24 protein-coding genes and 1 tRNA gene are annotated in these 24480 nt (G+C 44.3%); 9 read left to right on the forward strand and 16 right to left on the reverse strand.

The features are described 5' to 3' along the window. Window positions 1-5: 5 nt before the first annotated feature. The 4 genes from H8K33_RS15445 to rpoD form a co-directional block, all read right to left on the reverse strand. Window positions 6-482 (reverse strand): hypothetical protein, encoded by a 477-nt coding sequence (locus H8K33_RS15445; protein ID WP_186891956.1) that lies wholly within the window; start codon window positions 480-482, stop codon window positions 6-8. Between the two features lie 36 nt (window positions 483-518). Next, window positions 519-995 (reverse strand): GspMb/PilO family protein, encoded by a 477-nt coding sequence (locus H8K33_RS15450; protein ID WP_222613446.1) that lies wholly within the window; start codon window positions 993-995, stop codon window positions 519-521. A gap of 609 nt (window positions 996-1604) precedes the next feature. Next, window positions 1605-1682, reverse strand: a tRNA-Ile gene (locus H8K33_RS15455). Between the two features lie 220 nt (window positions 1683-1902). Further along, complete coding sequence (rpoD, locus tag H8K33_RS15460) at window positions 1903-4071, reverse strand: RNA polymerase sigma factor RpoD (RefSeq protein ID WP_315483788.1); 2169 nt, start codon at window positions 4069-4071, stop codon at window positions 1903-1905. A 451-nt stretch (window positions 4072-4522) separates the two neighbouring features. On the opposite strand from rpoD, the gene H8K33_RS15465 reads away from it, so the two are divergent. Further along, window positions 4523-5083 (forward strand): hypothetical protein, encoded by a 561-nt coding sequence (locus H8K33_RS15465; RefSeq protein WP_186891958.1) that lies wholly within the window; start codon window positions 4523-4525, stop codon window positions 5081-5083. A 240-nt stretch (window positions 5084-5323) separates the two neighbouring features. Here H8K33_RS15465 and dnaG read toward each other — a convergent pair whose 3' ends face one another. From dnaG to ybiB, 5 genes are all read right to left on the reverse strand, one after another. Then, window positions 5324-7123, reverse strand: coding sequence for a DNA primase (gene dnaG, locus H8K33_RS15470; protein WP_186891959.1), 1800 nt, complete (start codon window positions 7121-7123; stop codon window positions 5324-5326). An 83-nt stretch (window positions 7124-7206) separates the two neighbouring features. Further along, window positions 7207-7653, reverse strand: a complete 447-nt coding sequence (locus H8K33_RS15475) for a GatB/YqeY domain-containing protein (RefSeq protein ID WP_186891960.1) — start codon at window positions 7651-7653, stop codon at window positions 7207-7209. Window positions 7654-7818: 165 nt separating this feature from the next. Beyond that, complete coding sequence (rpsU, locus tag H8K33_RS15480) at window positions 7819-8031, reverse strand: 30S ribosomal protein S21 (protein ID WP_186891961.1); 213 nt, start codon at window positions 8029-8031, stop codon at window positions 7819-7821. Window positions 8032-8239: 208 nt separating this feature from the next. Then, on the reverse strand, window positions 8240-9460 hold the full coding sequence (locus tag H8K33_RS15485; protein ID WP_186892118.1) for a BaiN/RdsA family NAD(P)/FAD-dependent oxidoreductase: 1221 nt from the start codon (window positions 9458-9460) through the stop codon (window positions 8240-8242). A 65-nt stretch (window positions 9461-9525) separates the two neighbouring features. Next, window positions 9526-10512, reverse strand: a complete 987-nt coding sequence (gene ybiB, locus H8K33_RS15490; RefSeq protein ID WP_186891962.1) for a DNA-binding protein YbiB — start codon at window positions 10510-10512, stop codon at window positions 9526-9528. 222 nt (window positions 10513-10734) lie between these two features. Between ybiB and H8K33_RS15495 the strand changes: the two genes are divergently transcribed. After that, window positions 10735-11235 (forward strand): response regulator, encoded by a 501-nt coding sequence (locus tag H8K33_RS15495; protein WP_186891963.1) that lies wholly within the window; start codon window positions 10735-10737, stop codon window positions 11233-11235. An 82-nt stretch (window positions 11236-11317) separates the two neighbouring features. Here the strand turns inward: H8K33_RS15495 and H8K33_RS15500 are convergent, their stop codons facing one another. The 6 genes from H8K33_RS15500 to H8K33_RS15525 form a co-directional block, all read right to left on the reverse strand. After that, entirely contained in the window at window positions 11318-13126 is a 1809-nt protein-coding gene (locus H8K33_RS15500; protein ID WP_186891964.1) for a tetratricopeptide repeat protein, read from the reverse strand. Window positions 13127-13233: 107 nt separating this feature from the next. Next, window positions 13234-13617, reverse strand: coding sequence for an SMU1112c/YaeR family gloxylase I-like metalloprotein (gene gloA2, locus H8K33_RS15505; RefSeq protein WP_186891965.1), 384 nt, complete (start codon window positions 13615-13617; stop codon window positions 13234-13236). 40 nt (window positions 13618-13657) lie between these two features. Further along, window positions 13658-14686 carry an SAM-dependent methyltransferase gene (locus H8K33_RS15510; RefSeq protein ID WP_222613448.1) on the reverse strand — a complete coding sequence of 343 codons (1029 nt, stop codon included), beginning with the start codon at window positions 14684-14686 and terminating at the stop codon, window positions 13658-13660. A gap of 124 nt (window positions 14687-14810) precedes the next feature. Beyond that, complete coding sequence (locus H8K33_RS15515) at window positions 14811-15497, reverse strand: phytanoyl-CoA dioxygenase family protein (RefSeq protein WP_186891967.1); 687 nt, start codon at window positions 15495-15497, stop codon at window positions 14811-14813. Window positions 15498-15859: 362 nt separating this feature from the next. Continuing rightward, on the reverse strand, window positions 15860-16384 hold the full coding sequence (locus tag H8K33_RS15520) for a carboxymuconolactone decarboxylase family protein (RefSeq protein ID WP_186891968.1): 525 nt from the start codon (window positions 16382-16384) through the stop codon (window positions 15860-15862). A 225-nt stretch (window positions 16385-16609) separates the two neighbouring features. Beyond that, window positions 16610-17158 (reverse strand): peroxiredoxin, encoded by a 549-nt coding sequence (locus H8K33_RS15525; RefSeq protein WP_186891969.1) that lies wholly within the window; start codon window positions 17156-17158, stop codon window positions 16610-16612. A gap of 383 nt (window positions 17159-17541) precedes the next feature. Between H8K33_RS15525 and asd the strand changes: the two genes are divergently transcribed. Continuing rightward, the gene (gene asd / locus H8K33_RS15530) at window positions 17542-18390 is read left to right on the forward strand and encodes an archaetidylserine decarboxylase (RefSeq protein ID WP_186891970.1); all 849 of its coding nucleotides are present in this window, start codon (window positions 17542-17544) and stop codon (window positions 18388-18390) included. Window positions 18391-18664: 274 nt separating this feature from the next. Further along, window positions 18665-19312: an energy transducer TonB gene (locus tag H8K33_RS15535; RefSeq protein WP_186891971.1), complete on the forward strand. Its 648-nt coding sequence runs from the start codon at window positions 18665-18667 to the stop codon at window positions 19310-19312. A 114-nt stretch (window positions 19313-19426) separates the two neighbouring features. On the opposite strand, the gene H8K33_RS15540 is transcribed toward H8K33_RS15535, so the two are convergent. Continuing rightward, window positions 19427-20035 carry a glutathione S-transferase C-terminal domain-containing protein gene (locus tag H8K33_RS15540; RefSeq protein ID WP_186891972.1) on the reverse strand — a complete coding sequence of 203 codons (609 nt, stop codon included), beginning with the start codon at window positions 20033-20035 and terminating at the stop codon, window positions 19427-19429. Window positions 20036-20422: 387 nt separating this feature from the next. Between H8K33_RS15540 and purB the strand changes: the two genes are divergently transcribed. The 5 genes from purB (at window position 20423) to H8K33_RS15565 (ending at window position 24270) form a co-directional block, all read left to right on the forward strand. Beyond that, entirely contained in the window at window positions 20423-21850 is a 1428-nt protein-coding gene (gene purB / locus H8K33_RS15545) for an adenylosuccinate lyase (protein ID WP_186891973.1), read from the forward strand. A gap of 219 nt (window positions 21851-22069) precedes the next feature. Next, on the forward strand, window positions 22070-22615 hold the full coding sequence (locus H8K33_RS15550) for a cytochrome b (RefSeq protein ID WP_186891974.1): 546 nt from the start codon (window positions 22070-22072) through the stop codon (window positions 22613-22615). Further along, a complete protein-coding gene (locus H8K33_RS15555) occupies window positions 22612-23187 on the forward strand; it encodes a YceI family protein (RefSeq protein WP_186891975.1) in 576 nt (191 codons plus the stop codon). The genes H8K33_RS15550 and H8K33_RS15555 overlap by 4 nt, the downstream gene beginning before the upstream one ends. A 21-nt stretch (window positions 23188-23208) precedes the next feature. Beyond that, on the forward strand, window positions 23209-23778 hold the full coding sequence (locus H8K33_RS15560; RefSeq protein WP_186891976.1) for a YceI family protein: 570 nt from the start codon (window positions 23209-23211) through the stop codon (window positions 23776-23778). Window positions 23779-23847: 69 nt separating this feature from the next. Continuing rightward, complete coding sequence (locus H8K33_RS15565; protein ID WP_246443663.1) at window positions 23848-24270, forward strand: MarR family winged helix-turn-helix transcriptional regulator; 423 nt, start codon at window positions 23848-23850, stop codon at window positions 24268-24270. Window positions 24271-24480 lie beyond the last annotated feature (210 nt).

The following is a 24480-nucleotide window of genomic DNA, read 5'->3' on the forward strand; positions in this document are numbered from 1 at the left end:
ATCCATTACTCAATGGATAAAGATTGTTTTTCACCAGTGGGCAAATGTTCCAACTCCAAACTTTGCTCGGTAATCTTGACGACTTTGTAGGTACTTTCAATAATCTCACCCACCTTTGCTACATAGGTTTGTTCGCCACGCCCTAGGTACACAATGATGTCGCCTTCATCTGTCAATTTACCTAAAAAGCGATACGGCAATGGTGGCGGGCCAACTGGCGCTTGCGGAGCATATGCGGGTTCAGCGACGACCGTCTTTACGACCTGGTTATCAACAACTGCGACCGGTTGAGCGCCCCATCCTCTTGGAGAGAATGGATCATCGTTTTTATCATCAAACTCGTTTTCAACATCGACGGAATTCCTTCGCATCATATTTTGCGATACGCTCGTCGCTTGTGGCACTGTAAGCGGCTGAAAAGTATCGACTTCTGGGGCGATTGGGTAAATGATCGCGGTGATGGTGGCCGCAAGAGAACTCAATAAAAAAAACCAACGATATCTCGCAAGCATGACCAACTAAGCCTTACTAAAATAGGCTGACAACACAAGTTCGCAATGGAGATCGACAGAAATGATGTCTTCGCGAGAGCAAGATATCCCGTCTAACAAAATATGTGGAGATTGCTCTTGCAAGTGGCCAATCATTTTTTTCAGCACGGGATAACGGGACAACACACCAAAGCTGATGCGATAACGTAGATAAGCTTGATTGGCGTTATCGTCCAATACATAGGACACTTCTTCCAAGCCCACCTGCATATCTGACGCGACCGCATTTAGTGTTTGCACCAACCTGGCACTATCGAATGCAGGAAGCTGTATCAGGGGCCGAGCAAGGGCTTCCGCTTGTTTTCTGTCTGATTTAACTTGCTCAAATTTTGCAATCGCTTCACGAAGTTGTTGCTTGGGTAAATCTCGATCCATCCATAATTTAGAGTAGATCCCTGCGAGGCAAACACAGAGCATCAATAAGCCGGCTGTCAATAAAGACAATATTGGTCGTGTTCGATAGCAGCGCAAGCTATGAAAACGTATCGATGAGGTAATCACTGAAAGCATAGAACAAGGAGATGCAATTACCGAAGAAAAAGTATGGAAGATGAAGAATTTTTATTTATGCAACTTTTATTTAGTTGAAATAATAACAGAAATTTTTATTTTTCCATTAAAACAAAGGCAATTTTTAACATATATTTATCAGTCTTTCCTGTTGTTATCTTAATTTCACTCTGATCAAATAAATCGAAAACGGCAGAGGATTTGTCCAACGAACAATTCATGCGAAATCGCAAAACATGATTTTTTGCTCACCAATAATTGTAAGGTTATTATGTCGTTTTGCTTCAATCATGACATTCTCCGAGTAGGTCTCCCTAATAAATATCCCTTAAGGATCAACTAGGACAATAATTCACGATCTCGCTGATTAGGATCGTGCTAACCTATCTCACTGGTATGTCGAATCATGGGTATTTAATTTCTTGCACGTAGAAGATCTGCGCTAAAACCTACATCACGCCTACACAGAAAAAATTTGAAGGTGAAATAAAAAATGGGCTACGTTAAAATTAAACGTAACCCACTAATAATATTGATTATTTTTGGTGGGCCTCCCGTGAGTCGAACACGGTACCAACGGATTATGAGTCCGCTGCTCTAACCAACATGAGCTAGAGGCCCTATTTGCAGAAGCAATCATATGCTTCACAAAATGAGGGCTTATTGTATTACATCAGACACAATTGGCACAAGGCTTAGCGAGGATAAATGCATGTTTAAGCGCAGTAATCCTATGCTTTTTGCGATAAAAATCGTGTGCATCAACGCAAATAAAAAAACCGTAAGCTCTTTCGAGCATACGGTTCTTTTTTTACTTCATCTTGTTCAGACAAAAGCTAATTTAATTACCTTCTAAAAAGCTCTTCAACTTATCTGAACGCGATGGATGACGTAATTTACGCAAAGCTTTTGCCTCTATCTGGCGAATTCGCTCACGGGTAACATCGAATTGCTTGCCGACTTCTTCTAAGGTGTGATCAGTTGACATTTCTACGCCAAAACGCATGCGCAGAACTTTCGCTTCACGTGGCGTTAATGAATCTAAAACGTCCTTCACGACATTACGCATCGATGCATGCAATGCTGCATCTGCTGGAGCCAAGGTGTGATTATCTTCAATGAAATCGCCCAAATGCGAATCATCGTCATCACCGATCGGCGTCTCCATAGAGATCGGTTCTTTCGCAATTTTCATGATTTTGCGAATTTTATCTTCTGGCATTTCCATCTTAATCGCCAGAGTTGCTGGGTCTGGTTCTGCACCCGTCTCTTGCAAAATTTGACGAGAGATACGATTCATTTTATTGATCGTTTCTATCATATGCACAGGAATACGAATTGTGCGCGCCTGATCAGCGATTGAACGTGTGATCGCCTGACGAATCCACCAAGTTGCATAGGTCGAGAATTTATAACCGCGACGGTATTCAAACTTGTCGACCGCTTTCATCAAACCGATGTTGCCTTCCTGAATCAGATCCAAGAACTGCAAACCACGATTGGTGTATTTTTTCGCGATGGAAATCACCAGACGCAAGTTCGCTTCTGTCATTTCACGTTTCGCTTTGCGCGCCTTCATCTCACCGGCCGACATCTTTTTGTTAATGCCACGCAAATCTGGCAAAGGCAGTACTACGCGTGCCTGCAGATCAATCAATTTTTGTTGCAGCTGCTGCACCGTTGGTACGTTACGACCAAGAATTGCGCTGTAAGAATGACCTGCATTCACTTCACCATCAACCCAAGCAAGATTCGTTTCATTACCTGGGAAAACTTTGATGAAATGTGAACGCGGCATACCACAACGATTGACGACGACATCCAGAATTTGCTTCTCGACATGACGCACTTCATCGACCTGACCGCGCAGAGTGTCACACAATTTTTCAACTACTTTTGCGGTGAAGCGGATGCCCAATAATTCGTTCGAAATCGCTTCTTGTGCTTTGATGTAATTCTTAGAGTTGTAACCTTCTTTTTCAAAGGCCTTACGCATTTTGTCGAAGTTTTCAGAAATCGTTGCAAACTTTGCGAGCGAATCACGTTTTAATTGCTCTAACTGTTCTGCAGAGATGCCAGCAGCGACTGCCGCGCTATCTTCTTCCTCTTCATCTTCTTCGTCTTCGTCTTCTTCGTCCTCTTCGTCTTCGTCACTTTCTGCAACGACGACAGGCGCTTTTTCTTCTTCGGTTTCGGCATTTGGATCAACCAATCCGTCTACCATATCATCGACTTTAATTTCGTCGCTAGCGATACGCTCAGCCTGCGCCAAAATTTCTGCAATGGTCGTTGGACATGCAGAGATCGCCTGAATCATATCTTTCAGGCCTTCTTCAATCTTCTTCGCAATGACGATTTCGCCTTCGCGAGTCAATAATTCAACCGTACCCATTTCACGCATATACATGCGAACAGGGTCGGTCGTGCGGCCAAAATCAGAATCGACTGTAGACAAAGCCGCTTCTGCCGCGGCTTCGACTTCATCATCATCACTTGCAACGGTAACGACATTGTCAGACAACAACAAGGCTTCCGCATCAGGCGCTTGCTCATAGACGGCAACGCCCATGTCATTAAATGTGCTGATAATGCCTTCGATCGCTTCAGGATCAACAACATTTTCAGGTAAATGATCATTGATTTCAGCAAAAGTCAGATAGCCACGATCTTTACCCATCTTAATCAGGGTTTTCAGGCGCTGACGACGACGCTCCAACTCTTCCGCTGTCGCTTCAGGATCTGCCGAAAATGCATCTTTCAATAAGGCTTTTTCTTTTGCTTTGCGATCTTTTGCCTTCGCTTTATCTAGCGCTTTCATCTCAGCGCGCTCTACCGCGTTGAGTGCCGCCATCTCTTCGTTTTCTGGCTGATATTCTTTCGGTTTACGACCGCGACGTCCAGGCACCTTCACACCTGGTAAAACATACCCAGATGTATCAATACTTGCTAACAAGGCTGCATCAGTAGTTTGACTGACAGTCGGTGCAGATCCTGATTTAATCTCTTGCACTTCTGGTGCTTTCTCAGGCTTTGCCGTTTTTGCTGATTTTTTGACAGATTTAACATCTTCTTTTTCAGCTTTGTCGGTCGTTTCGGCTTTGCTACTGGCGTTCGATGCTTTAGTAATCACAGAGGCTTTCTTTGTTACGGCTGACGGTGTTTCAGTTTGCTTCACTTGCTTTGTTGCAGCTTTTTCGACATCTTTGCTCAACTTCGGTTCCGCTTTAGGTTCATTTTTTGTAGCACGTGTTTTTGACACTTCAACTTCCTTTTTACTGACCGCCGATTTTACATCTTTACTTGAAATCTTGCTCTCAACCAATTTTACTGGCTTCTGTTCTACTTTAGGCGCTTTAACGCCTTTCGCAAGGACTTTTTTATCCGCGACTTTAGTCGCTTTACTTACCGAAACAGGCTCTTTTGTTTTAACAGAACTTGTCTTGTTTACTTTAGTCTGAACTGTGGCAACTACTTTTGCTTTAACTACCGAAGTGACTGGCTGGCGCGCACCACTCTTGGGCGCAACTTTGGGGCTTATTACTGTGCTCTTTGATGACTTAGTCGTTTTTGTTGGCACTGCTTTTACAGCTTTCGTCGGCACCGCGACTTTCGCCGATTTTGCGGCCACCTTCACTAGCTTAGGAGCTGGTTTAGCTGGTGCTTTTGACGTTGTCTTTGTTGCTGTTTTAGTTGCCGTCTTGACTGCTGGCTTAGTCGCTATCTTAGTTGCTGGCTTGACCACAGGCTTACTTATCGCCTTGGCAGGGGAGCTTGCCATTTTTTTAGTGGCAGCAGTTTTGGTTGAACTCTTCGTAACTACGGATGTCAGTTTTTTCGCGGGTTTCTTCATTGCACTAGCCATTGAATCAAACCAACCGAAGCTGAAAAGCTATTTGAAATTTATAAAAAGAAAGCACTGTCATCAGCCATTGCCGCAAAACAGGACATTAATGCAAAAATCAAATTCAACATTTCTTAGCATCGGCGTTTTGGGTTACTCGGAGGAGCATATGCTCACCTAAACAACACATTCCTATCACCTTTAACCAAAAATAAATTGGCCGTGATAAAGAATGAAAACAACCTAAGACCTTGAATCGAAAGCCTTTAATTATACCACTTGCCACTCTTTTAATCAATCCAATCAATCAGAATCGACACATCGAAATAAACAATTGCAATATATTTTTCCCAATTGACTGGCATTCTTTCCATGCAAAAATTCGCCTACCAAGCTCACCAATACAAACCCCAGACGATCTTCACGGGACACTGCCCGAAGCCTCAGCCTCTGCTTCTCGACGAATTGCGTCTTGCAACTGCATAATTTCACGATAGCGCGCAACATCAATAGGATCTCGCAAGCCTCGTTGCGCGAGCTGTTCCATTTCCATCTTTAATACTTGGGCTCGCATTTGCCGCAATGCGCCAGCCAACTCTAAACCAACAACCTCGATTTCCGACTCAGTTTGCTCAGCAATCTCTGCAATCAAAGGATCAAAATCAGCACTAGTAGCGCGCAAAGTTTCAGCTAAGGCTGCGAAATTCGCCTGCTCACCCATAGGTTGTGCAATTAATACGAGTTGCTTTAACATTTCTGCACCATCAGGCGCTATCCTTGCTGCACACGCCATCATTGCCGGAGTCATCATGACAGCTAAGGATGGATGTGCGACTAAAATCCGCATGACTTGTCGCTCCAAACCAACAGGTGCACTGCGACGACTTTTAGGAGGCGCGATTTTTACGCGAGCAACTGGCTGACTTAATTCAAATAAGGCTTCAATTTCAGACGCTGTAGATTGGGTAATCTGCGCCAAATTTCTAACTAGTTGCAAGCGCAAAGCGGAAGGCGCCATTTGTTGTAGCAAAGGTTTTGCCTCAAACTGTGTTTTCGCACGCCCTTCAGCCGTACTCAAATCATTTTCAGCACTGACTTCTTTTATGAGAAATTGCGACAAGGGCATCGCACTTTGCACTTCACTTGCAAATGCTTCCGCACCAAACTCTCGTACAAAACTGTCAGGATCATGCTCAGTTGGCAAGAACAGGAACTTAATAACTTTATTGTCATTGACATGCGCCAAGCAAGCATCCAATGCTCGTCGGGCAGCACGTCGCCCTGCGCTATCACCATCAAAACTAAAAATCACATGGTCCGTTTGACGCAGAAGCTTTTGCACGTGCGTTGGTGTACAAGCAGTCCCCAAAGTCGCAACAGCTTGCGGAAACCCCAGCTGCGCCAGAGCAACGACATCCATATAACCTTCGGTTACCAACACATAACCAGCTTCACGAATTGCCTGACGCGCTTCAAACAGTCCATATAATTCCAAACCCTTTTGGTACAAAGGCGTTTCTGGCGAATTCAAATATTTCGGTTCGCCTTGATCGAGAATACGCCCACCAAAGCCAATCACTTGCCCTTTCGTATTCCTGATAGGGAACATAATTCGATCTCGAAAACGATCATAACGTTTCCGATGCGCGCCCTCATCATCACTTTTATCAATCACCATCCCCGACTCAGCTAAAGCATGGACGCCATAATCAGGAAATACTGCGCGCAAACTATCCCAAGCATCTGGCGAATATCCAAGGCCAAAACGCGCTGCGATTTCACCTGTCACTCCGCGCTTCTTCAAATATTGAATCGCTTTATCTGCGCCGCGTAATTGTTGACGATAAAAATCGCAAGCCTTCGTCATAACCTCACTTAAAGCCAAGCTCTTTGCCGTTACCTCTGCTCGCTGCGCAGGCAGCATACGATCATCGTCAGGAACAATCATCCCGTTATTGAGCGCCAAGTCTTTGACCGCATCAACAAAACTCAAGCCTGAATACTCCATCAAAAAGCCAATGGAAGTGCCGTGTGCACCACAGCCAAAACAATGATAAAACTGCTTTGTAGGGCTAACTGTAAAACTAGGAGATTTTTCGTTATGAAACGGGCACAAACCCATATAGTTTGCGCCACCTTTTTTCAATTGCACATACTTACCAACCACGTCAACAATATCAACGCGGGCAAGCAGATCTTGAATAAAACTTTGTGGAATCACGCAAACAATCTCATGAAATAGAAACAAATACGGCCTCGGAAAGATTTCACCCCGAAGCCGCGATCACACAACATCAAGCAATATTACTTAGCTAAAGCAGCTTTTACCATCGCTGATACGACAGTCATATCAGCTCGCCCTGCCAACTTTGGCTTCAATACAGCCATTAACTTACCCATATCTTGCGGGCCAGTCGCGCCCACTTCAACAACAGCTTCATTGACGGCAGCTTGCATTTCAGCTTCCGTCAAACCAGCCGGCATATAAGCAGACAAAATCGCCATTTCGGCTTTTTCAATATCCGCCAAATCTTGACGACCACCAGCCTCAAATTGGCTAATAGAGTCTTTACGCTGCTTGATCATTTTCTCGATAATCGCCAACACCATGGTGTCATTTAATTCAACACGCTCATCGACTTCTTTTTGTTTCATTGCAGCAGTGATTAAACGAATCGCGCCCAATTTGGCAGCGTCTTTGGCACGCATTGCTGCCTTCATGTCTTCGGTGATTTGATCTTTTAAGCTCATGACATCCTCTGAATAATGCTTTCACACAGCCAAACCTGCCGTGCAAAAATAAACAATGAAAATAACAAAGCCCGCTGCGGTACACCGGAGCGGGCATGCAAACCTAAAGCAGATATAAATTGTGCGACATTAAGCTATTATAAAAACACTCAATGCCAAACAGAATTAATACATCTTTTTAGGCAATTGCTGACTACGAATACGTTTGTAGTGACGTTTAACAGCTGCTGCTAAGCGACGCTTACGTTCTGCAGTTGGTTTTTCATAAAACTCGCGAGCGCGCAATTCGGTCAACAGACCGGTCTTTTCGATGGTGCGCTTGAAGCGACGCATGGCGACTTCGAACGGCTCGTTTTCTTTAAGGCGAATTGTGGTCATGTAAGTTCGGAACCAGTTAAAAATTATAGGAAGACCGAAATCATAACAGGATTTTTTTAAATAGGGAAGCCAACTGATGAAAACTTATGCAAAAAAGTGTGGCGAATCATCACCAGCTTATCTCGAAATCAACTAAATCCCTCACTTCTTCTCAGGTTAAATTGCAATTACGCCTTAACAGATGCACTGAACAAAGGCGCCTCAATATTCATTCAAGTCCAGCAATCGCTTTACCTGCAGCAACACCTGAAGCCCAAGCCCATTGAAAATTAAAGCCCCCCAACCAGCCTGTTACATCGACCGCTTCGCCGATGAAGTACAAGCCGGGAACTGCTTTTACCATCATTGATTGCTGAGACAATTCACGGGTATCAACACCGCCACGCGTTACTTCTGCTTTACGATATCCTTCTGAACCGCTAGGTAATAACTCCCATCGATTCATTTTTTCACCAAGCAAACGCAAACGTTTATCCTGCATATCAGCAATTTTTTGCTCGCCATCAAAGCCTTGTGCAGAAAGCAAGCCATCAACCAATCGTGCCGGCAAATAAGCAGCAAGAAAATTCGCCAGATTCTTTTTGGTCGTGGTTTTTGCAGCAATTAACGCATTTGCGACATCTAATTCTGGCAATAAATTGATTCGAATGTTTTGTCCAGGCTGCCAGTAACTCGATATTTGCAATATAGCTGGGCCAGACAAGCCGCGATGTGTAAATAACAAATCTTCACGAAACACAATTTTGTTTTTCTTATCACCCGTTTCAATATCCACTTCTAAAGAAATTCCCGCCATGGGCACAAATGGCGCCCAACTTTGCGCATCAAAAGTTAGAGGAACTAAAGCAGGTCGTGGTTCAACTATCTTTATCCCGAATTGTTTAGCGATCCGATAAGAGAAATCTGTCGCACCGATCTTGGGGATCGATAAACCACCTGTGGCGATCACCACATTCGCTGCACTCACAACACCCTGCTGCGTATCAACGATGAACCCATTTTCGTCTTTTTGTAGCGTATTAATACTGCAAGGCATGCGCCACTGCACCTTGCCAAGCTCGCATTCAGACTTCAACATACGAATGATGTCCTCGGCAGACTCATCGCAAAACAATTGCCCTTTGTGTTTTTCGTGAAATGCAATCCGATAACGCTTCACCAAATGAAGGAAATCTTGTGAGGTGTAACGTGATAGCGCGCTTTTGCAAAAATGTGGATTTTCTGACAGAAAATGATTAGGTGCTGCGTGTAAGTTCGTAAAATTGCAACGCCCGCCTCCAGATATACGAATTTTCTCCGCCAACTTACTGGCGTGATCAATCACCAATACTTTCTTCCCAGCCTGCCCGACAACCGACGCGCACATCATCCCCGCTGCACCAGCGCCAATCACCAGCAAGTCGTAGCTTGGTGTCTCTTCAATAGTCATACTCATCTTTCTGGCGCTCAATTCAATAAGGCGCGCATTTTAATTCAAAAGCGCTAAGGCAATTGTTAATTCTCGGCTTTGAGCTTCTTAGACCATCGTAGACAATGCTCAACTTGACGCTCAATATTTGCAGGGATCGGCACTTTTCCATCGAGCACATTCACAATCCAATGGGCGGTATTCACTGCATCGGTATCTGCTGGTAAATACTCAGGTTCAGCAATCAACTGCGTAGTTGTCTCTTGCAAGGTCTCACACTCCCCTTGCCAATAGCAATCAATTCGCTGCGCTCGCCCAGTACTTGCGACTGCCTCCCCTTCCGTCCCTCGCATCAACAAAGCTGCGCCACGAACCTGCGGAGCCAACTCCCGGAAATAGCGATCAAGCATTACCTGATACTCTGGGTGGGTATACGAAGTGAGGCGCAAAGCTGGCTGCTCGAACGGCTGCAAGATTTTCACCAATGTGTGCGTTGAATTACGCAAACCCAGAATCTGACGCATCATTAAAATTCTATACATTGCGGGTGCCAGCACTTGAATCGGAACGAATGCTAAATTTGTCGCCATCAACTGTTGCTGCGCCTGCTCAATAGATTGCAGTGCCTTAATTTGCAGCACCGAAAAAATCTCTGCACTGGTGACACGTCCAGGATCTTGGCATACACCATGCACCAGCACAGGCACGCCTTCTCTTGCTAACAATATCGCCAGCAACGGCGTTAAATTCGCACGCTTACGAGCGCCGTTGTAACTAGGAATAACGATTGGCGCATACGTTGAGTCAGATCCGACCTGTAGACGTTGCATATGCGCTTCAGCGGCATCGAGAAATCCCGCAATTTCTTCGATGGATTCTCCTTTAATTCGCATGGCAATTAATATGGCGCCCATCTCCAAATCAGAGACCCGATTTTCTAGCATTGCCAAGTAAAGCTGATAAGCATCATCTCTGGAAAGATCGCGAGCACCTTCTTTGCCTCGACCGATCTCTTTAATATATGCTGCAGCAACGAAGGCTTGCGAACTTAATTTATTCTGTGTATTTTTCATAGGCAAAGCTTACACCGAGTCGGGTAATCATATCAAACGGGTCAGTTCATTCTCAGCGTTCGATAACACCAGATTTTTTGCACTTACTACAATCAAGCAGAATTGACCTGTGTCGATGTAACGACATAGCAGGTAGAAACAAAGCGCTCTACTGAAATCAATATCGCTTCTGATTAACTTTCGCTATACTTGTTTGCATCTTTTCTAAAAAAATCTTTCATCATGATGACCCCGAACCCTGACGCGAACGCAGCCTATGCAAAATTGCATGTCCTTCTCGTTGATGATGACGAGTTTTTATTAGAGATCATGAAAGTCACTTTACGTGACCTCGGTGTCTCGTCCATTTTGTTGGCGAAAAATGGTTTTGAAGGATTAAACACATTTCGGCAAGCCACAATCCGCCCTAACTTGATCATTTGTGATCTATGCATGCCGCAGTTGGGCGGAATGGAATTACTCAGTCATTTAGCATTAGATGGGTGCAAAGCTGACATTTTGATTATCTCAGGCCACAACCTGGTACCACCCGTTGATAATCATTGGGCATTAGCCAACTACAATGGCCCGATTTTAAATTTGGCAGAAAAAATCGCCCGCATTCAAGGCTTAAAAGTGCATGCAAGTTTTGAAAAACCCATTACGCGTGAAAAAATAATTGAGATGCTTGATTTGGTCGTCACTTTTAATGCGCCGCCGCCAGCAATTCAAGCATCGAAGTAAGCTGATCACTGCAAACGCCATGATCTAGACGCAGGCACCACTATGTTGAATTAGTGGTGCGTTCTATCATCAATACCATCGTTCAAGAATACGCCGTCATCAAACGCAGTTGCTCTCGAATTTTCTCGGCAAAGCGATCATAGTGCACTCCCAACATTGTTTTCAACTCTGCATCACTGACATAGTTAATCGATTTTCGATAGGCTGATTTAGCTTCTTGACCGGCAATCCAACGTGCCTCGACACCAGCTAAATCTAATACGCACTTACTTTGCACTTGGGGGTTTTGCTGAAGATAAGTCGCGACGCTGGCTTGATGTGCAATAAATAAATCGGCCAATTTCACATTCGCAGCTAATTTATTTTGAATAATTTTTCCACCATATTCAAATGGAGAAATACTATGCGGTTGCGTGGTAATCATCGCGCCATCGTCAAACATCGTCACACACTCTATCATTTGATGCTGCTTCCATTTACCGCTAAAGAACATCAATAAAAACCCTAACAATCCTGGCCATTTTGGTTTCATCGTAAATGAAGCCAAACCAATTTCTCCGCTTTCATCTCTAAAAAGGCGCAACATCACATGCTGCCCCAGCATATTAAATAAGCCCATCGCCTCTGCATCTGCGATCTTAATCAAACCCACTTGACTTGCCGCTTTCTCCGCGCGTTGACAGTGTTTTTGCTGATACTTCGGATAATCACTCACATCAACCTCGACTAACTCTGGCTTGGGTTCATTAGCGATGCTCAAAATTTGGCGCGCAATATTCATCGCTTGCATCGTATCGGGATCATCGCTGATATGCGTTGCCAATGCGTCCGACACAGAAGCACCATGACGAATTGCCTCGGCTGCAGCGATCATTGCCTGTGCCGCCATACTGTCTTGAAGATTTCGATCTTTGCCAGCATCATCCAAACTACCAAGTATTAGCTGTGCCATATGTTCACGCTCACCCGCACCATTGTTTTCGGAAAGCTTGCGCTTTTCAATGAAGTACTCTCGGTGAGGAGCATCCTCAGGCATTTGCGCCAAAGCCTCATCATAAATTCGTAAGGCTTCATCGTAACGTCCTAGATCATGAAGAATGTTCGCCAACTTCATCGCGTGACCAGGCACTTTTTCCTGTTCCCAACAATAGCGATAATCCACCACGGCAGCTTCTAACGCTGAACGCTTAAAACACATGCCAGAAAAAGTACGGACGATATCTGCACTCGTATCCGCTGGTTCGATTTGATCTGTCGCATCGACCCAAGCGCGACTGCGAGCGTCGTCAGCACGTGCTAAGCGATAATCCACTTGTTGCGGGCAAAGCAGAATCGCTTGATCCAAAAGAGATCGTGCTTCCGCTAAATCATCATCACTTATACCGTCGCCGCCCTCTTCAGTTTCACGATAACGCAAGGCGTTTGCCAATAAAAAACATGCTTGACCTTGCTCTTTTGCGTTTAATGTCACCGACTCCGCAGAAGTGTCGCCACGATTTAATATCCGACGCAGATCCGCGATATTGCGCAGCTCCAATGTGCGTTGAACGGCAACGCGATTTGCTCTCGCATTCGCCACGGCAACAGAAACACGCTTATCTTCATGATCATCATCGGCATGCAATGGTGCCTGTTGATCCAAATACCAATCTGCATACTCGACACGTTTTATCAATGCGGCTGCATAATCTGGCAAGCGCTGCAAAACCAGATCTAAATTCGAAGGCACTTCAGCGTAACGCTCCAATTTCTCTAAGCAATTGAGCCGATGCCATTGCAGTGCTGCTGATTGAGGAAAGCTCGCAATTAAGCGATCAACGAGAGTCAATGCTTGCGAATACTGTGCTGCTCGGAAACACTTCTTAAATTCATCAAAATCTGGGTGTTGCATTATTTTTGTCCCTATTATTTATTCTTAATTAATTGCCGCTTCTATCAATGATTATCTACATGTTGTAGTCGTTTCAAATCGCTAGTTTACGTCTATTGCTCAGATAGCTATTGTTCATACAGCTCCAATGGCAAGCCATCGGGATCTGCGAAGAACACAAAGCGCTTCCCAGTGTATTCATCTAATCTAATTTGTTCTGGCTGCAGTCCTTTTGCAAGCAATTCGCGCCAGCTTTTTTCAATATCGCTCACCACAAATGCGAGATGACGCAATCCCTGCGCCTCGGGATAAGACGGCCGCACTGGCGCATTTTCGAACGAGAATAATTCAATTTGTCCGCCATCAGGCAAGCCTAAATCTAATTTATAAGAATTGCGTTCAGCACGATAGTGTTCGGCGATCACACGCAAACCCAAAGTCTCTACATAGAATCGTTTAGAACGTTCATAATCGGAACAAATAATTGCGGCATGATGAATTCTTAGTAGCATAGAAAAGTGCGTCAACAATAATCAATAAAAAATCAAATATTCACTGGGGCCTGTTAACAGGCTCGATATCTACGACATGCCGAACATCAACCACAAGTTTCGGATGCTCGCCTAATACATAACTAAAACATAGTGTATCTCCTGCGCTAAAATCAGCATTCAAGCGACGCGGATACGTCAGCCCAGAATCATACGTATTTAAAACATTTTCTTGATAAACCTGAATTGTCGTCATTAACATCGGGCTATATCCTTGCGGAATTTTCTCAGGTATTTGCACACATGCGGCGGGTAAATTCATGCCCGAGATGTTTTCCCAAGAGCGAATTGACTGCCGATTGACACGTATTAGTGTTCCCAAAGAAATTCGGTCTCGCAATGTTTGCTGATCATTTCTGTCAACCTCTTGCACGGAAAACTCCCTAGCGGGATTTAACAGACAAAGCGATACTTCAACTTCTTCGGGAATCAGCAAAGCATCAGGTGCCTGCTTCATCAAAGAACGCGACAAAGCAATTTGAGGCTCTTTCTCTAAGCTCGACTGCATTACTTCTAACAAGATGATATCAGGGCTCCATTTGCGCTCTATGCGATACATGAATGCATCAGCAACCGCAGTTTCTGCGACAAATTCTTGCAGCCCCAAGTATCCAACAATTCGCAACACAGAATCGATAGAATCGGCATGGATATCAATTAAACTGATCTGTACCTGCTGCGGTGTAAGGCGCAGCATCAATGGCAGTGCCAATAATGCATAAGGGCCACAACCGACGTAAAGTAAATTCACTGGTCGAGCAGACTCCCTCAAATTTTGCGTACAAACTGCTTGATACACCCCACGCATGAATTGCACAGTTCTAACAAAATCCCTCGCACACAAGGCCGCAGCATGGGGCGACAGTGCTAAGCCCTGTTCTGTTCGCGTCTCTCCTTTTGCAATGTCGTCGTCCGGATGGCGAACATATTGACCTAAATTCGTTAATGCATCCGCCAATGCATTCACCTCCTTAAACAAACTCGATGCGTGTCGGTCTGGGCTAAGGATAGTATCGACAAGCTGAAGCAAGGTATCTCTATCTGGCATCTATATAGGAACTTTACAAGTGAGATTGGATTGGTGTGAAGTGTTCGATCTAATGCAATACCCATTGGTAATACACATCGCGATGAAGAAATATTCTCCGCGCAAGTCAAACAGCATAATGCCATTGGAGACCATAAGGCAAATCTTGTGGACCAAAAACAAAATGCAATACGCGACGTCGGCTGTTCCCACTCGCCTTTGATGAGGCATGTAGAACCAGAGGTCGCATCACCAAGGCGGCACTGCGCTCGACCGCGCATAGACGTTCACCACTTGATGTGCGCAGGGCGTTGGCCTGCGTGGGGTCAACTTTACCGTATTGATGTGACCCGGCAATCAATTTCAGAGCGCCGTCAATCTCAGTACAAACATCGACATGCAGACGCACTGCAACGAGTTGCTCTAAGACCTCAACTGGCGCTTGTACAAACCAACATCCATCTTTATTTGACCAAGCGGTCAATGCGGGATGTTCCACTTTGTCCGCAACGGGAATACTTAAGTCTTGATGCAAAGCGACTAGCCAGTTGTTGGCTGCAGATTTTTCAAACAAACTGCATTGCACCCCGCAGTAAGAGTCAGGTAATACATCGCGCAACAATGTATGTTGGCCGATCACTTGCACAAGTTGCGAGCACCAAGCGTGATTGAGTAAATGACGATCGCCTGCTCTTGGCGTAGCCGAGCCAGAAGTGAGCGTGTCAAGATTTTGCGATAACTGCACTAACGCAGACTCGCTCAATAATGGCTGCGTGACAAAAAAACCTTGTGCATTGAATTCGCTGTTGGACATACAGGATCAGTCGAAAACTGAGAGTGTAAAACAATCTCGGCGAAAGATGCTGTCAATTTGAATGAACTACAAAATCAAAAAAAACCGCACATAGCTATTACTGTTCAGCTAAGCTCGTACCTGATGTCTCGTCATTCCCGCGAAGGCGGGAACCCAGTGCCGTAAAAGCCTAAAGACGCTGGATCCCTGCCTTCGCAGGGATGACGCCACGAAGTTTTGCGCTTAACTGAACGGCATTACTACACAATGTGGCTTTTCATCAGCACTTACTTCGCACTACCCATCTCAACCAAGATTTGCAGCACGACACGAACGAAATCTGATTTCATAGGAGTAGCTCCTGAAGAAGGAAGTAATTAGATTTAGAGACCTTCAGCTGCAATCACTTGCGAGGCTGCGTTGATCACCGCAGCAATCCGGCCAACATCACGTAACTGCGTAGTTGACATGCCTTCTTTGCGCAATAAATCGAAATGTGACTTCACACAGAAATGACATTTGCCAACGATGGATGCTGCCAGCGCATACATTTCAAAACGACGTTTATCGACACCACCATTGGTTGCATACGCGTTCATACGCAGTTGTGCGCCTTGTGTTTTCAGGTCTTCATCATCGGCCATTTCAACAAACGGATACCAAACATTATTCATACCCATCAAAGATGCTGCAGTTAAAGCAGCTTGTACTTCTTCTGGCGCGATGTGACCAGAATTTTTAATCAAGTCAATCAGCGTTTTACTTTTCGTGGCAAACGCCGCAGCCAATGCAACCGCTACAGCATCGTTACCTTCCAGACTAGAACGCGCAATCGTACTATCCACATTCAAACGAATATCTTTAGCATAATCAGGAATGCTATTTTTAATCGAAGTAAGAAATTCCATAGTTTTCACCTATCAAAAAGCGTTTTTAAAACCCGCCGGAGCGGGTTGATTGTACTGCGAGCACCACTATTAACCAATGACTGGTTAGACGTAATCGTGATTAGAAATTCACATTCTCGGGATGCAGTGCAAGGCGCACACCGGAGCAATATGTCAATATTGCGAGGATCGCCATACATCAATACCTACGCCGCAATGCGCCCGAAAATTGAATTTATAACGCGATTACAATGTGGAACCGCCTACTGTACGATTACATGGGCAGAGCTCATCCGTTTGCAAACCGTCCAAAATACGCAAGATTTCAGTTGGGTTACGGCCTACGTTCAAGTTGTTCACAGAAACGTGTTGGATGACATTGTCTGGATCCACGATGAAAGTCGCACGCAAAGCTACACCAGCGTTGACGTCACGTACGCCCAGCATATCAACCAAAGAGCCTGTTGCGTCGCCGAATGCATAGTGATTCAACTTGTCCAGATCTTTGTGTTCACGGCGCCATGCCAATTTACAAAACTCATTATCCGTAGAACCACCCATCAGCACGGCATCGCGATCAGAGAAGTCATTCGCTAATTTAGCAAATTCAACGATTTCCGTTGGGCATACAAATGTGAAATCTTTTGGATAAAAATAAATGATTTTCCATTTGCCTGGAAAAGACGCTTCAGTAATTGTTTCGAAGGCGGATACGCCATTCTCTTCGTGATGATTAAAACCTGGCTTAGCTGCTGGTACGCTAAATGCGTCGAGTTTTTGTCCAACTGTTTTCATTGATTTCTCCAGAAAAATTAACATGGGTGTTTCATTTATTACCGATGAGTGAATTTTCAAGTGCTACACATTTCACTCATCAACGAATTTGATTTGACTTCAGAACTAGAACGAAGCTTATCACTATGAATCTATCAGATCCAATAGATTATTACTAAACACCTCTTAGTTTAGCACTAAGACAGTCTAGCCCTGAGCATCATGCTTCGATTTAATGAAAGGAGTATGACATAGCTAGATACAAATCAGCTCCTTCACTTGATCACACGCCACAGTTACAGTAACAAGCGTAGGCATTTCGTTGACATATCACGACTCAAACCACAGTTTTACAGCACGAAGCCGCTATAATCGCGGATCTTTATTTACTTGACGAGTTTGCCGTGTCTGATCGTTTAGCCGTTCTTCCCCAATATTTTTTACCTAAATATCTATTGACTGCATTTGCAGGTCTGGTTGCCAATGATCGAGGTGGCAAACGCACGACCCGCCTGATCAATTGGTTCGTCAAAAAATATCAAGTGAACATGCAAGAAGCTGCCAATCCTGACACTGCCAGCTACGCCAGCTTTAATGAGTTTTTCACTCGTCCACTACGTGCCGATGCGCGCCCGCTCACCTCTGAAAAGTATGCTTGTCCGGTAGATGGTGCGATTAGCGAATTTGGCGCTATCGAGCAAGGACAGATCTTTCAGGCGAAGGGTCACTATTTTTCTACAACCGCTTTGGTCGGTGGCGACGCCAAGCTTGCCGAAAAATATCAAGACGGACAATTTGCGAATATTTACCTCAGTCCACGCGACTATCACCGTATTCATATGCCTTGCGACGGCCAACTGAAGCGCATGATCTATGTGCCAGGCGAGTTGTTCTCGGTCAATCCAACTACCGCCCGCGGTGTACCTGGCTTATTCGCGCGCAATGAACGCGTGGTCTGTGTATTTGATTCACCACATGGCGAGTTTGTACTTGTCTTAGTTGGTGCCACAATAGTCGGCAGCATGCAGATCGCTTGGCACGGTATCGTTAATCCACCGCGAACCAAAGAAGTGCGTGAATGGCACTATGACGATCAAATAATCAGCTTGAAAAAAGGAGAAGAGATGGGACGCTTCTTACTAGGTTCTACCGTCGTGATGTTATTCCGCAAAGACAGTATGCGATTTAACATTGATTGGAAGCCAACCGGAGCTGTGCGTTTAGGCGAGGAAATGGGATCGTCAGTTGCATGAATGATCTCGAGTCTTGAACAACTCTTCTCACAATATTTCAAGGCGCAAGCGTGTTCGGAATCTACCAATAACCAGCACGCTAGGTTTTGATGCGAAAACACAATCAAAATAAATTCTGGCGCATTCTTTTCACGATCTGAAAAATAATTGAGCTGCCGCAAACATTCTGATCATGCACTGCACAAATTTCTTGCATACGCCTACAATTTGATACATAATCTAAATACGAATTATTCTTATTTAGATTAAACTCAATTTTGCCAAGGCAGATTATATGAATACGCTGCAATCCCCTCAACTTCCACGTCGATTTTTCACGGGTAGCTTCATCGCGCTTTCCCATGTGGTGGTGTTCGGTTTAATCATATTGAATCCTGTAAAACACTTTCAAGCCACGCCAAAAGAAACCGTGGTGATGATGTTACCTAGTGCATTACCGGCGCCAGCTACACCGATCAAAAAGATAGAAAAAATCGTCCCGCCTGCGAATACTATAGTCCCCGTGATAAACCAAGTCGCAGTTCAACACCTCACAGACGAAGCAATCACAGCAACGCCAACAGCCACTGAAATCAGTGCGCCAACCGCTCCCGCACCTGCGCCACAATCTACTGTGATTGCCAAATCAGAGCCAGCAGGTCCGAAAGTTGTCAGTGCGGTTGAATATATTCATGCACCGCAAGCAGATTATCCACCGATGGCTCGCCGCATGGGAGAAGAAGGTCGTGTAGTGATGCAAGTTTTGGTCAATGACAAAGGCCGCGCAGAAAAAGTTGAAATCGTTAAATCCTCAGGATTTGCACGCTTAGATGAATCTGCCAAAATCGCTTTGTTACGCGCCCTGTTCAAACCTTATCTTGAAGATGGTAAAGCAACGATGGTACTGGCGACTGCAAGTATCAACTTCTCTTTGCGTGGTTAATCTAGAGAGTTTCAGCAAATCTTACGACGTAAAAAAAGCATGTTCGTGAACATGCTTTTTTTTACGCTATGAGTTTAAGATCACGCCAAATGATCCTGACATCTAGACTTCAAATTACTCTGGGATGGTATCTTTAAAAGATGGCCGCTCTGAAAGCTTATCAAACAATTTCGCTAAATTCGGATATTCATCTCGCCAAGCTATTCCTGGAAATCGAAATGTCAGCCATCCCAAACAACATGCAACACTGATATCTGCGAGCGTTAAATGATTGCCGACGCAAAATGGAGATTCTCCCAAACCTTGCGCCATGGACTTTAAACCAGCATTAACTTTATCTAACTGTCGATTGACCCAAGCTTCGCTTTGAATCTCCGGCGCGCGCATCGTGCGTTCCGCGCGCACCAAAACTGCAGCATCTAAAATTCCATCGGCCAAGGCTTCCCAATTCTTAACTTCAGCGCGCTCACGTCCATGCGGTGGGATTAACTTACCGACTGGCGTTAAGGTATCAAGATATTCAACAATCACACGCGAGTCGAACATCGCACCACCATCTTCCATCAATAGACAGGGTACTTTACCAAGCGGATTGGATTGCTGAATGGTCGTGTCAGAAGCCCATACGTTTTCAAGTATTAATGCGTAATCAAGCTTTTTCTCCGCCATAACAACGCGAACTTTTCTCACGTAAGGACTTGCAAGGGAGCCAATTAATTTCATAGATATTGCAAAGAAAATGTTAAATAAATTATTAAGAAAATGTCTTCACTACATCTGAATAGCAATTACATAGCAAGTGTTTAAGTGTTTGTTAGGTCGGATTATAACATTGGGTCCAGCCTTACTGAGGTGATCGCTGTTGCCAACACTTCGTCAATCATTGTGAAATGCAAAAACAGATCCGAGCCATGTTAAAATATACGCTTTCGGTTTCTGGCTATTTGATAGTGATTAAAACAATTTAAGGCTGCTTTAAGCGCATTTAAATCTTGTTAAGAAGTTGATCAGCCTGCTTCTTTCTGCAACATCTAGATTTTTCACTCACATCATTGTTGTTTTCAACGAACCAAAACCTTTCCGCCATTCCTCCACTTTTCTGAGCATTCTATGTCACTCTCTACTCTCTCCGCTTTATCCCCATTGGATGGACGCTACGCATCAAAAGTCGATGCACTTCGCGCGACTTTGTCAGAAGCTGGTTTTATGCATCACCGTGTAAAAGTAGAGATTTCCTGGCTACAAGCTCTGTCACTGGCTGGCTTTAGCGAAATCAAACCATTCTCTGATGCAGCCAATGCCTTACTAAACCGCATTGCCAACGAATTTTCAGAAGAAGATGCTGCCCGTATTAAAGCGATCGAAGCGGTCACCAACCATGATGTCAAAGCGGTCGAATATTGGTTGAAAGAGTCAGTTGGTCTGGCACTACCAGACAGTTATCAGCATCTGCCAAAAAGAACATTGAATATTGCTGCTGAAGTGACCGAAGAATTAAAAGCTGCTGCAGAATTTATTCACTTTGCCTGCACCTCAGAAGACATCAACAACACTTCACATGGCATGATGTTAAATACCGCGCGCGATCAAGTGATGCTGCCAGCGTTGAATAAACTAATCTTGCGCCTGAAAGAAATCGCGCACGACAATGCCAGTGTGCCGATGCTGTCGCGTACACATGGACAGACTGCTAGTCCAACAACTTTGGGTAAAGAAATGGCCAATGTGGTCGCACGTTTGCAACGCGCCGCACAACGTATTGCTCAAGTAGAGATTCTAGGTAAAATGAATGGCGCGGTTGGTAACTACAACGCCCATCTATCTGCGTACCCAAATCACGATTGGGAAACTTTCTCAAAAAATGTGATCGAACAACGTCTAGGTTTAACTTATAACCCATATACGATTCAAATTGAACCGCATGACTACATGGCAGAAATGTTTGATGCCTTCGCGCGTGCAAATACAATCTTGCTGGACTTAAACCGCGATATTTGGGGCTATATTTCCGTTGGCTATTTCAAGCAAAAAACAAAAGCAGGCGAAATTGGTTCATCAACCATGCCGCACAAAGTGAATCCAATTGATTTTGAAAATTCAGAAGGTAATCTTGGACTTGCGAATGCCTTACTCAAACATTTATCTGAAAAATTGCCTGTCTCACGCTGGCAACGTGACTTGACGGATTCCACCGTGCTGCGCAATATTGGTGTTGCCTTCGGCTACACTTTATTAGCTTACGACAGCTGTGTTCGCGGTTTAAATAAGTTAGAGACTAACGAAGCGCGTTTAGCAGAAGATCTCGACAATACTTGGGAAGTTTTGGCGGAACCCGTACAAACTGTGATGCGCCGATTTGGCATCGAAAATCCGTACGAGCAGTTAAAGGAACTGACACGCGGCAAAGGCATCTCTAAAGACGCATTACGCGAATTTATCTTGGGTTTAAGTATTCCACAAGAAGCAAAAGACCAGTTATTGTCGATGACCCCGGCAAACTACACTGGTATCGCTGCAAAGTTAGCTAAAGCTATTTAAGCAGTCTGCGATCACATCAGCATCAAGCTCGCAAAAAAGCCTGGAAGAGCAATCTTCCAGGCTTTTTTGCATTTCATCAGGCTAGATTTCAAGCCAAGTTAAAGTTATGACATCGGCTCTCTGAGCATCGACTTCTTTTTTTTGATCAAATCAAGCAAACTTTCTTTTTCTTTGCTATATTAGTCCTACTTCGAACTACTTTCCATTTTAGGAACGCTTATGCAACGTTATCCAACCGCCAGTATTATTTTGCATTGGTTCATTGCGATACTGATCATTGCTGCCTTTATCCTCGGTTCGTACATGACTGATTTGAGAATCAGCCCGACCAAACTCAAACTCTATTCGTGGCATAAGTGGCTGGGCGTGACCATCTTAGGCTTTGTTGCGATTCGCCTATTGGTGCGACTGTTTAAAGGAGCGCCAAATTATCCTGACAGCATGCAACAGTGGGAAAAACAAGCCGCAAATGGCACCCATATTGGTCTCTACATTCTGATGTTTGCGGTTCCGCTGTCTGGTTATCTGTATTCTTATGCCGCAGGATTTCCGGTTGTCTATTTGGGATTATTTGAATTGCCAGCCTTGATCGATCCAAATCCAGATTGGAAAGATCAACTTAAGAGTGCGCATGAAATACTAACTAAGTGTATGTTAGCCTTAGTTTTCTTACATTTTGCAGCAGCATTAAAGCACCAATTCATCAATAAAGACGGCATCCTGCAACGTATGTTGCCGACCAATTCAAATAAGGAATCAAGATGATCTCAAACGCACTCGTTAAATCAGGGAAATACATACTTATGGCGGCGGCTTTGAGCAGTTCAGCTCTGCTATTTGCCGCCAACCTGAATCTAGACAATAGTAAAAGCACAGTTCATGTCGTCTTCAAGCAAATGGAAGTGCCGGTTCAGGCGCGCTTTAAAAAATTTCAAGCACAAATTGACTACAATGCGAGCAAGCCTGAATTGTCCACAGCAAAAGTAGAAATCGATGTGAATAGCATCGATTTACCAGCACCTGAATACAACCAAGAAGTATTAAAGAAAGAATGGTTTAACGCAGCCCAATTTGCCAAAGCAAGCTTCATTTCCACATCAATGAAGAATCTTGGTGCTGGCAAACTTGAAGTCAGCGGCAATTTAACGATCAAAGGCAAAACACTTGCAGTGCGTTTTCCACTTCAAGTCAAAACAGAAGCGAAAGGCTTCAGCTTCGAAGGAAATTTACCTATCAAACGCCTGCAATTTAACATCGGCGAAGGCGAATGGAAAGACACCAGTATGGTTGCCGATGAAGTCATGATCAAATTTAAAGTAGTCACCACCAGCCCTTAACTTTTATACAGGAGCACCACCATGAAATTAAACCAATTCTTTGCTATCGCTTTGTTTGCAGTTGCTGCACCAAGTTTTGCACAAACTTATAAAGTAGATTCTTCGCATACCTACCCTAGCTTCGAAGCCGATCATAAAGGCATCTCATTTTGGCGTGGAAAATTCACAAAAACAGAGGGCACAATCACGCTAGATCGCGCTGCTAAAACTGGCACGATGAATATCACTATCGATGCAAGTTCTGTCGATTTCGGCCATGCAAAAATGAACGAACATGCGAAAAATAAAGACATGTTTAACGTCTCACAATTCCCAACTGTTACCTATGTTGGAAAATCAATGAAGTTCAATGGCGACACCTTGGTTTCTGTTGAAGGTGAATTGACCTTATTGGGTGTCACTAAACCAGTGAACCTCACGATCAATAAATTCAAATGTATTCAAGATGCAATGACGAAGAAAGAAATCTGCGGTGCTGATGCTAGCGCGGAATTCAAACGCAGTGATTTCGGCATGAATTATGCGATCAACTGGGGTTTCTCTCCAGACGTTAAATTAGCGATTCAAGTCGAGGCAGTGAATTCTAACTAATTCTCCTCTCAATCAAAGGCTGAAGTGGTGCGACGCACGCTTTGGCCTTTCGTATCAAATTCTAAAATAATGGATAAACGGTATTTACGCAGCATTCGCTTATTGTCGGAATGCATGCAATTGTTTGAAAAATCCTCAGCCAAACGCGTCAAAGCGCTAGGTTTTACTGAGTCCCAGTTTGATATCATCGCCACCCTTGGCAATACTTCCGGAATGACCTGCAAAGAACTTGGTGAGAAAACCTTAATCACCAAAGGAACGCTTACTGGCGTACTAGATCGTTTAGAAAGCAAAGGTTTAATTCAACGCGAACGCGGTGAAGATCGGCGCCAACTATTTATCAAACTAACCCCAGAAGGCGAATTGCAATTTGCGCAGTCTTTCCCAGAAATCGTTAATCAAGGGCGCGCTATGTTCAGCGACTATCATCAAGATGATTTCGAAGCTTTGGAAACTCAGTTACTAAAATTAAAAAACGCACTTGCTCGGTGATGATGCATTCAGTATCAAACAGCATTTTTTGAATACAGGTAGATGCGCATCAAAGTGTCGCTTGCCTCATCAATATCTACCTACAATTGCCTGTGCTAGCAAGCGGCAATTTATCCGATTACAGAGAGAGACCCACACATACTGCATGCCCGAATTTTGAATCTGTGACGCAAGTTACGCTCTGGCGCAGATACACTTTTCGATTCAAAG

It is taken from the genome of Affinundibacterium amnicola (assembly GCF_014284275.1).
Taxonomy (GTDB): domain Bacteria; phylum Pseudomonadota; class Gammaproteobacteria; order Burkholderiales; family Burkholderiaceae_D; genus Undibacterium; species Undibacterium amnicola.

Coding starts and splice junctions, on each gene's coding strand:
- H8K33_RS15560 (WP_186891976.1), top strand. CDS start 23,209: ATGAAATTAAACCAATTCTTTGCTATCGCTTTGTTTGCAGTTGCTGCA.
- H8K33_RS15475 (WP_186891960.1), bottom strand. CDS start 7,653: ATGAGCTTAAAAGATCAAATCACCGAAGACATGAAGGCAGCAATGCGT.
- gloA2 (WP_186891965.1), bottom strand. CDS start 13,617: ATGCTACTAAGAATTCATCATGCCGCAATTATTTGTTCCGATTATGAA.
- H8K33_RS15515 (WP_186891967.1), bottom strand. CDS start 15,497: ATGTCCAACAGCGAATTCAATGCACAAGGTTTTTTTGTCACGCAGCCA.
- H8K33_RS15520 (WP_186891968.1), bottom strand. CDS start 16,384: ATGGAATTTCTTACTTCGATTAAAAATAGCATTCCTGATTATGCTAAA.
- rpsU (WP_186891961.1), bottom strand. CDS start 8,031: ATGACCACAATTCGCCTTAAAGAAAACGAGCCGTTCGAAGTCGCCATG.
- H8K33_RS15495 (WP_186891963.1), top strand. CDS start 10,735: ATGATGACCCCGAACCCTGACGCGAACGCAGCCTATGCAAAATTGCAT.
- H8K33_RS15535 (WP_186891971.1), top strand. CDS start 18,665: ATGAATACGCTGCAATCCCCTCAACTTCCACGTCGATTTTTCACGGGT.
- H8K33_RS15485 (WP_186892118.1), bottom strand. CDS start 9,460: ATGACTATTGAAGAGACACCAAGCTACGACTTGCTGGTGATTGGCGCT.
- H8K33_RS15525 (WP_186891969.1), bottom strand. CDS start 17,158: ATGAAAACAGTTGGACAAAAACTCGACGCATTTAGCGTACCAGCAGCT.
- ybiB (WP_186891962.1), bottom strand. CDS start 10,512: ATGAAAAATACACAGAATAAATTAAGTTCGCAAGCCTTCGTTGCTGCA.
- H8K33_RS15500 (WP_186891964.1), bottom strand. CDS start 13,126: ATGCAACACCCAGATTTTGATGAATTTAAGAAGTGTTTCCGAGCAGCA.
- H8K33_RS15555 (WP_186891975.1), top strand. CDS start 22,612: ATGATCTCAAACGCACTCGTTAAATCAGGGAAATACATACTTATGGCG.
- H8K33_RS15565 (WP_246443663.1), top strand. CDS start 23,848: ATGGATAAACGGTATTTACGCAGCATTCGCTTATTGTCGGAATGCATG.
- purB (WP_186891973.1), top strand. CDS start 20,423: ATGTCACTCTCTACTCTCTCCGCTTTATCCCCATTGGATGGACGCTAC.
- H8K33_RS15540 (WP_186891972.1), bottom strand. CDS start 20,035: ATGAAATTAATTGGCTCCCTTGCAAGTCCTTACGTGAGAAAAGTTCGC.
- H8K33_RS15550 (WP_186891974.1), top strand. CDS start 22,070: ATGCAACGTTATCCAACCGCCAGTATTATTTTGCATTGGTTCATTGCG.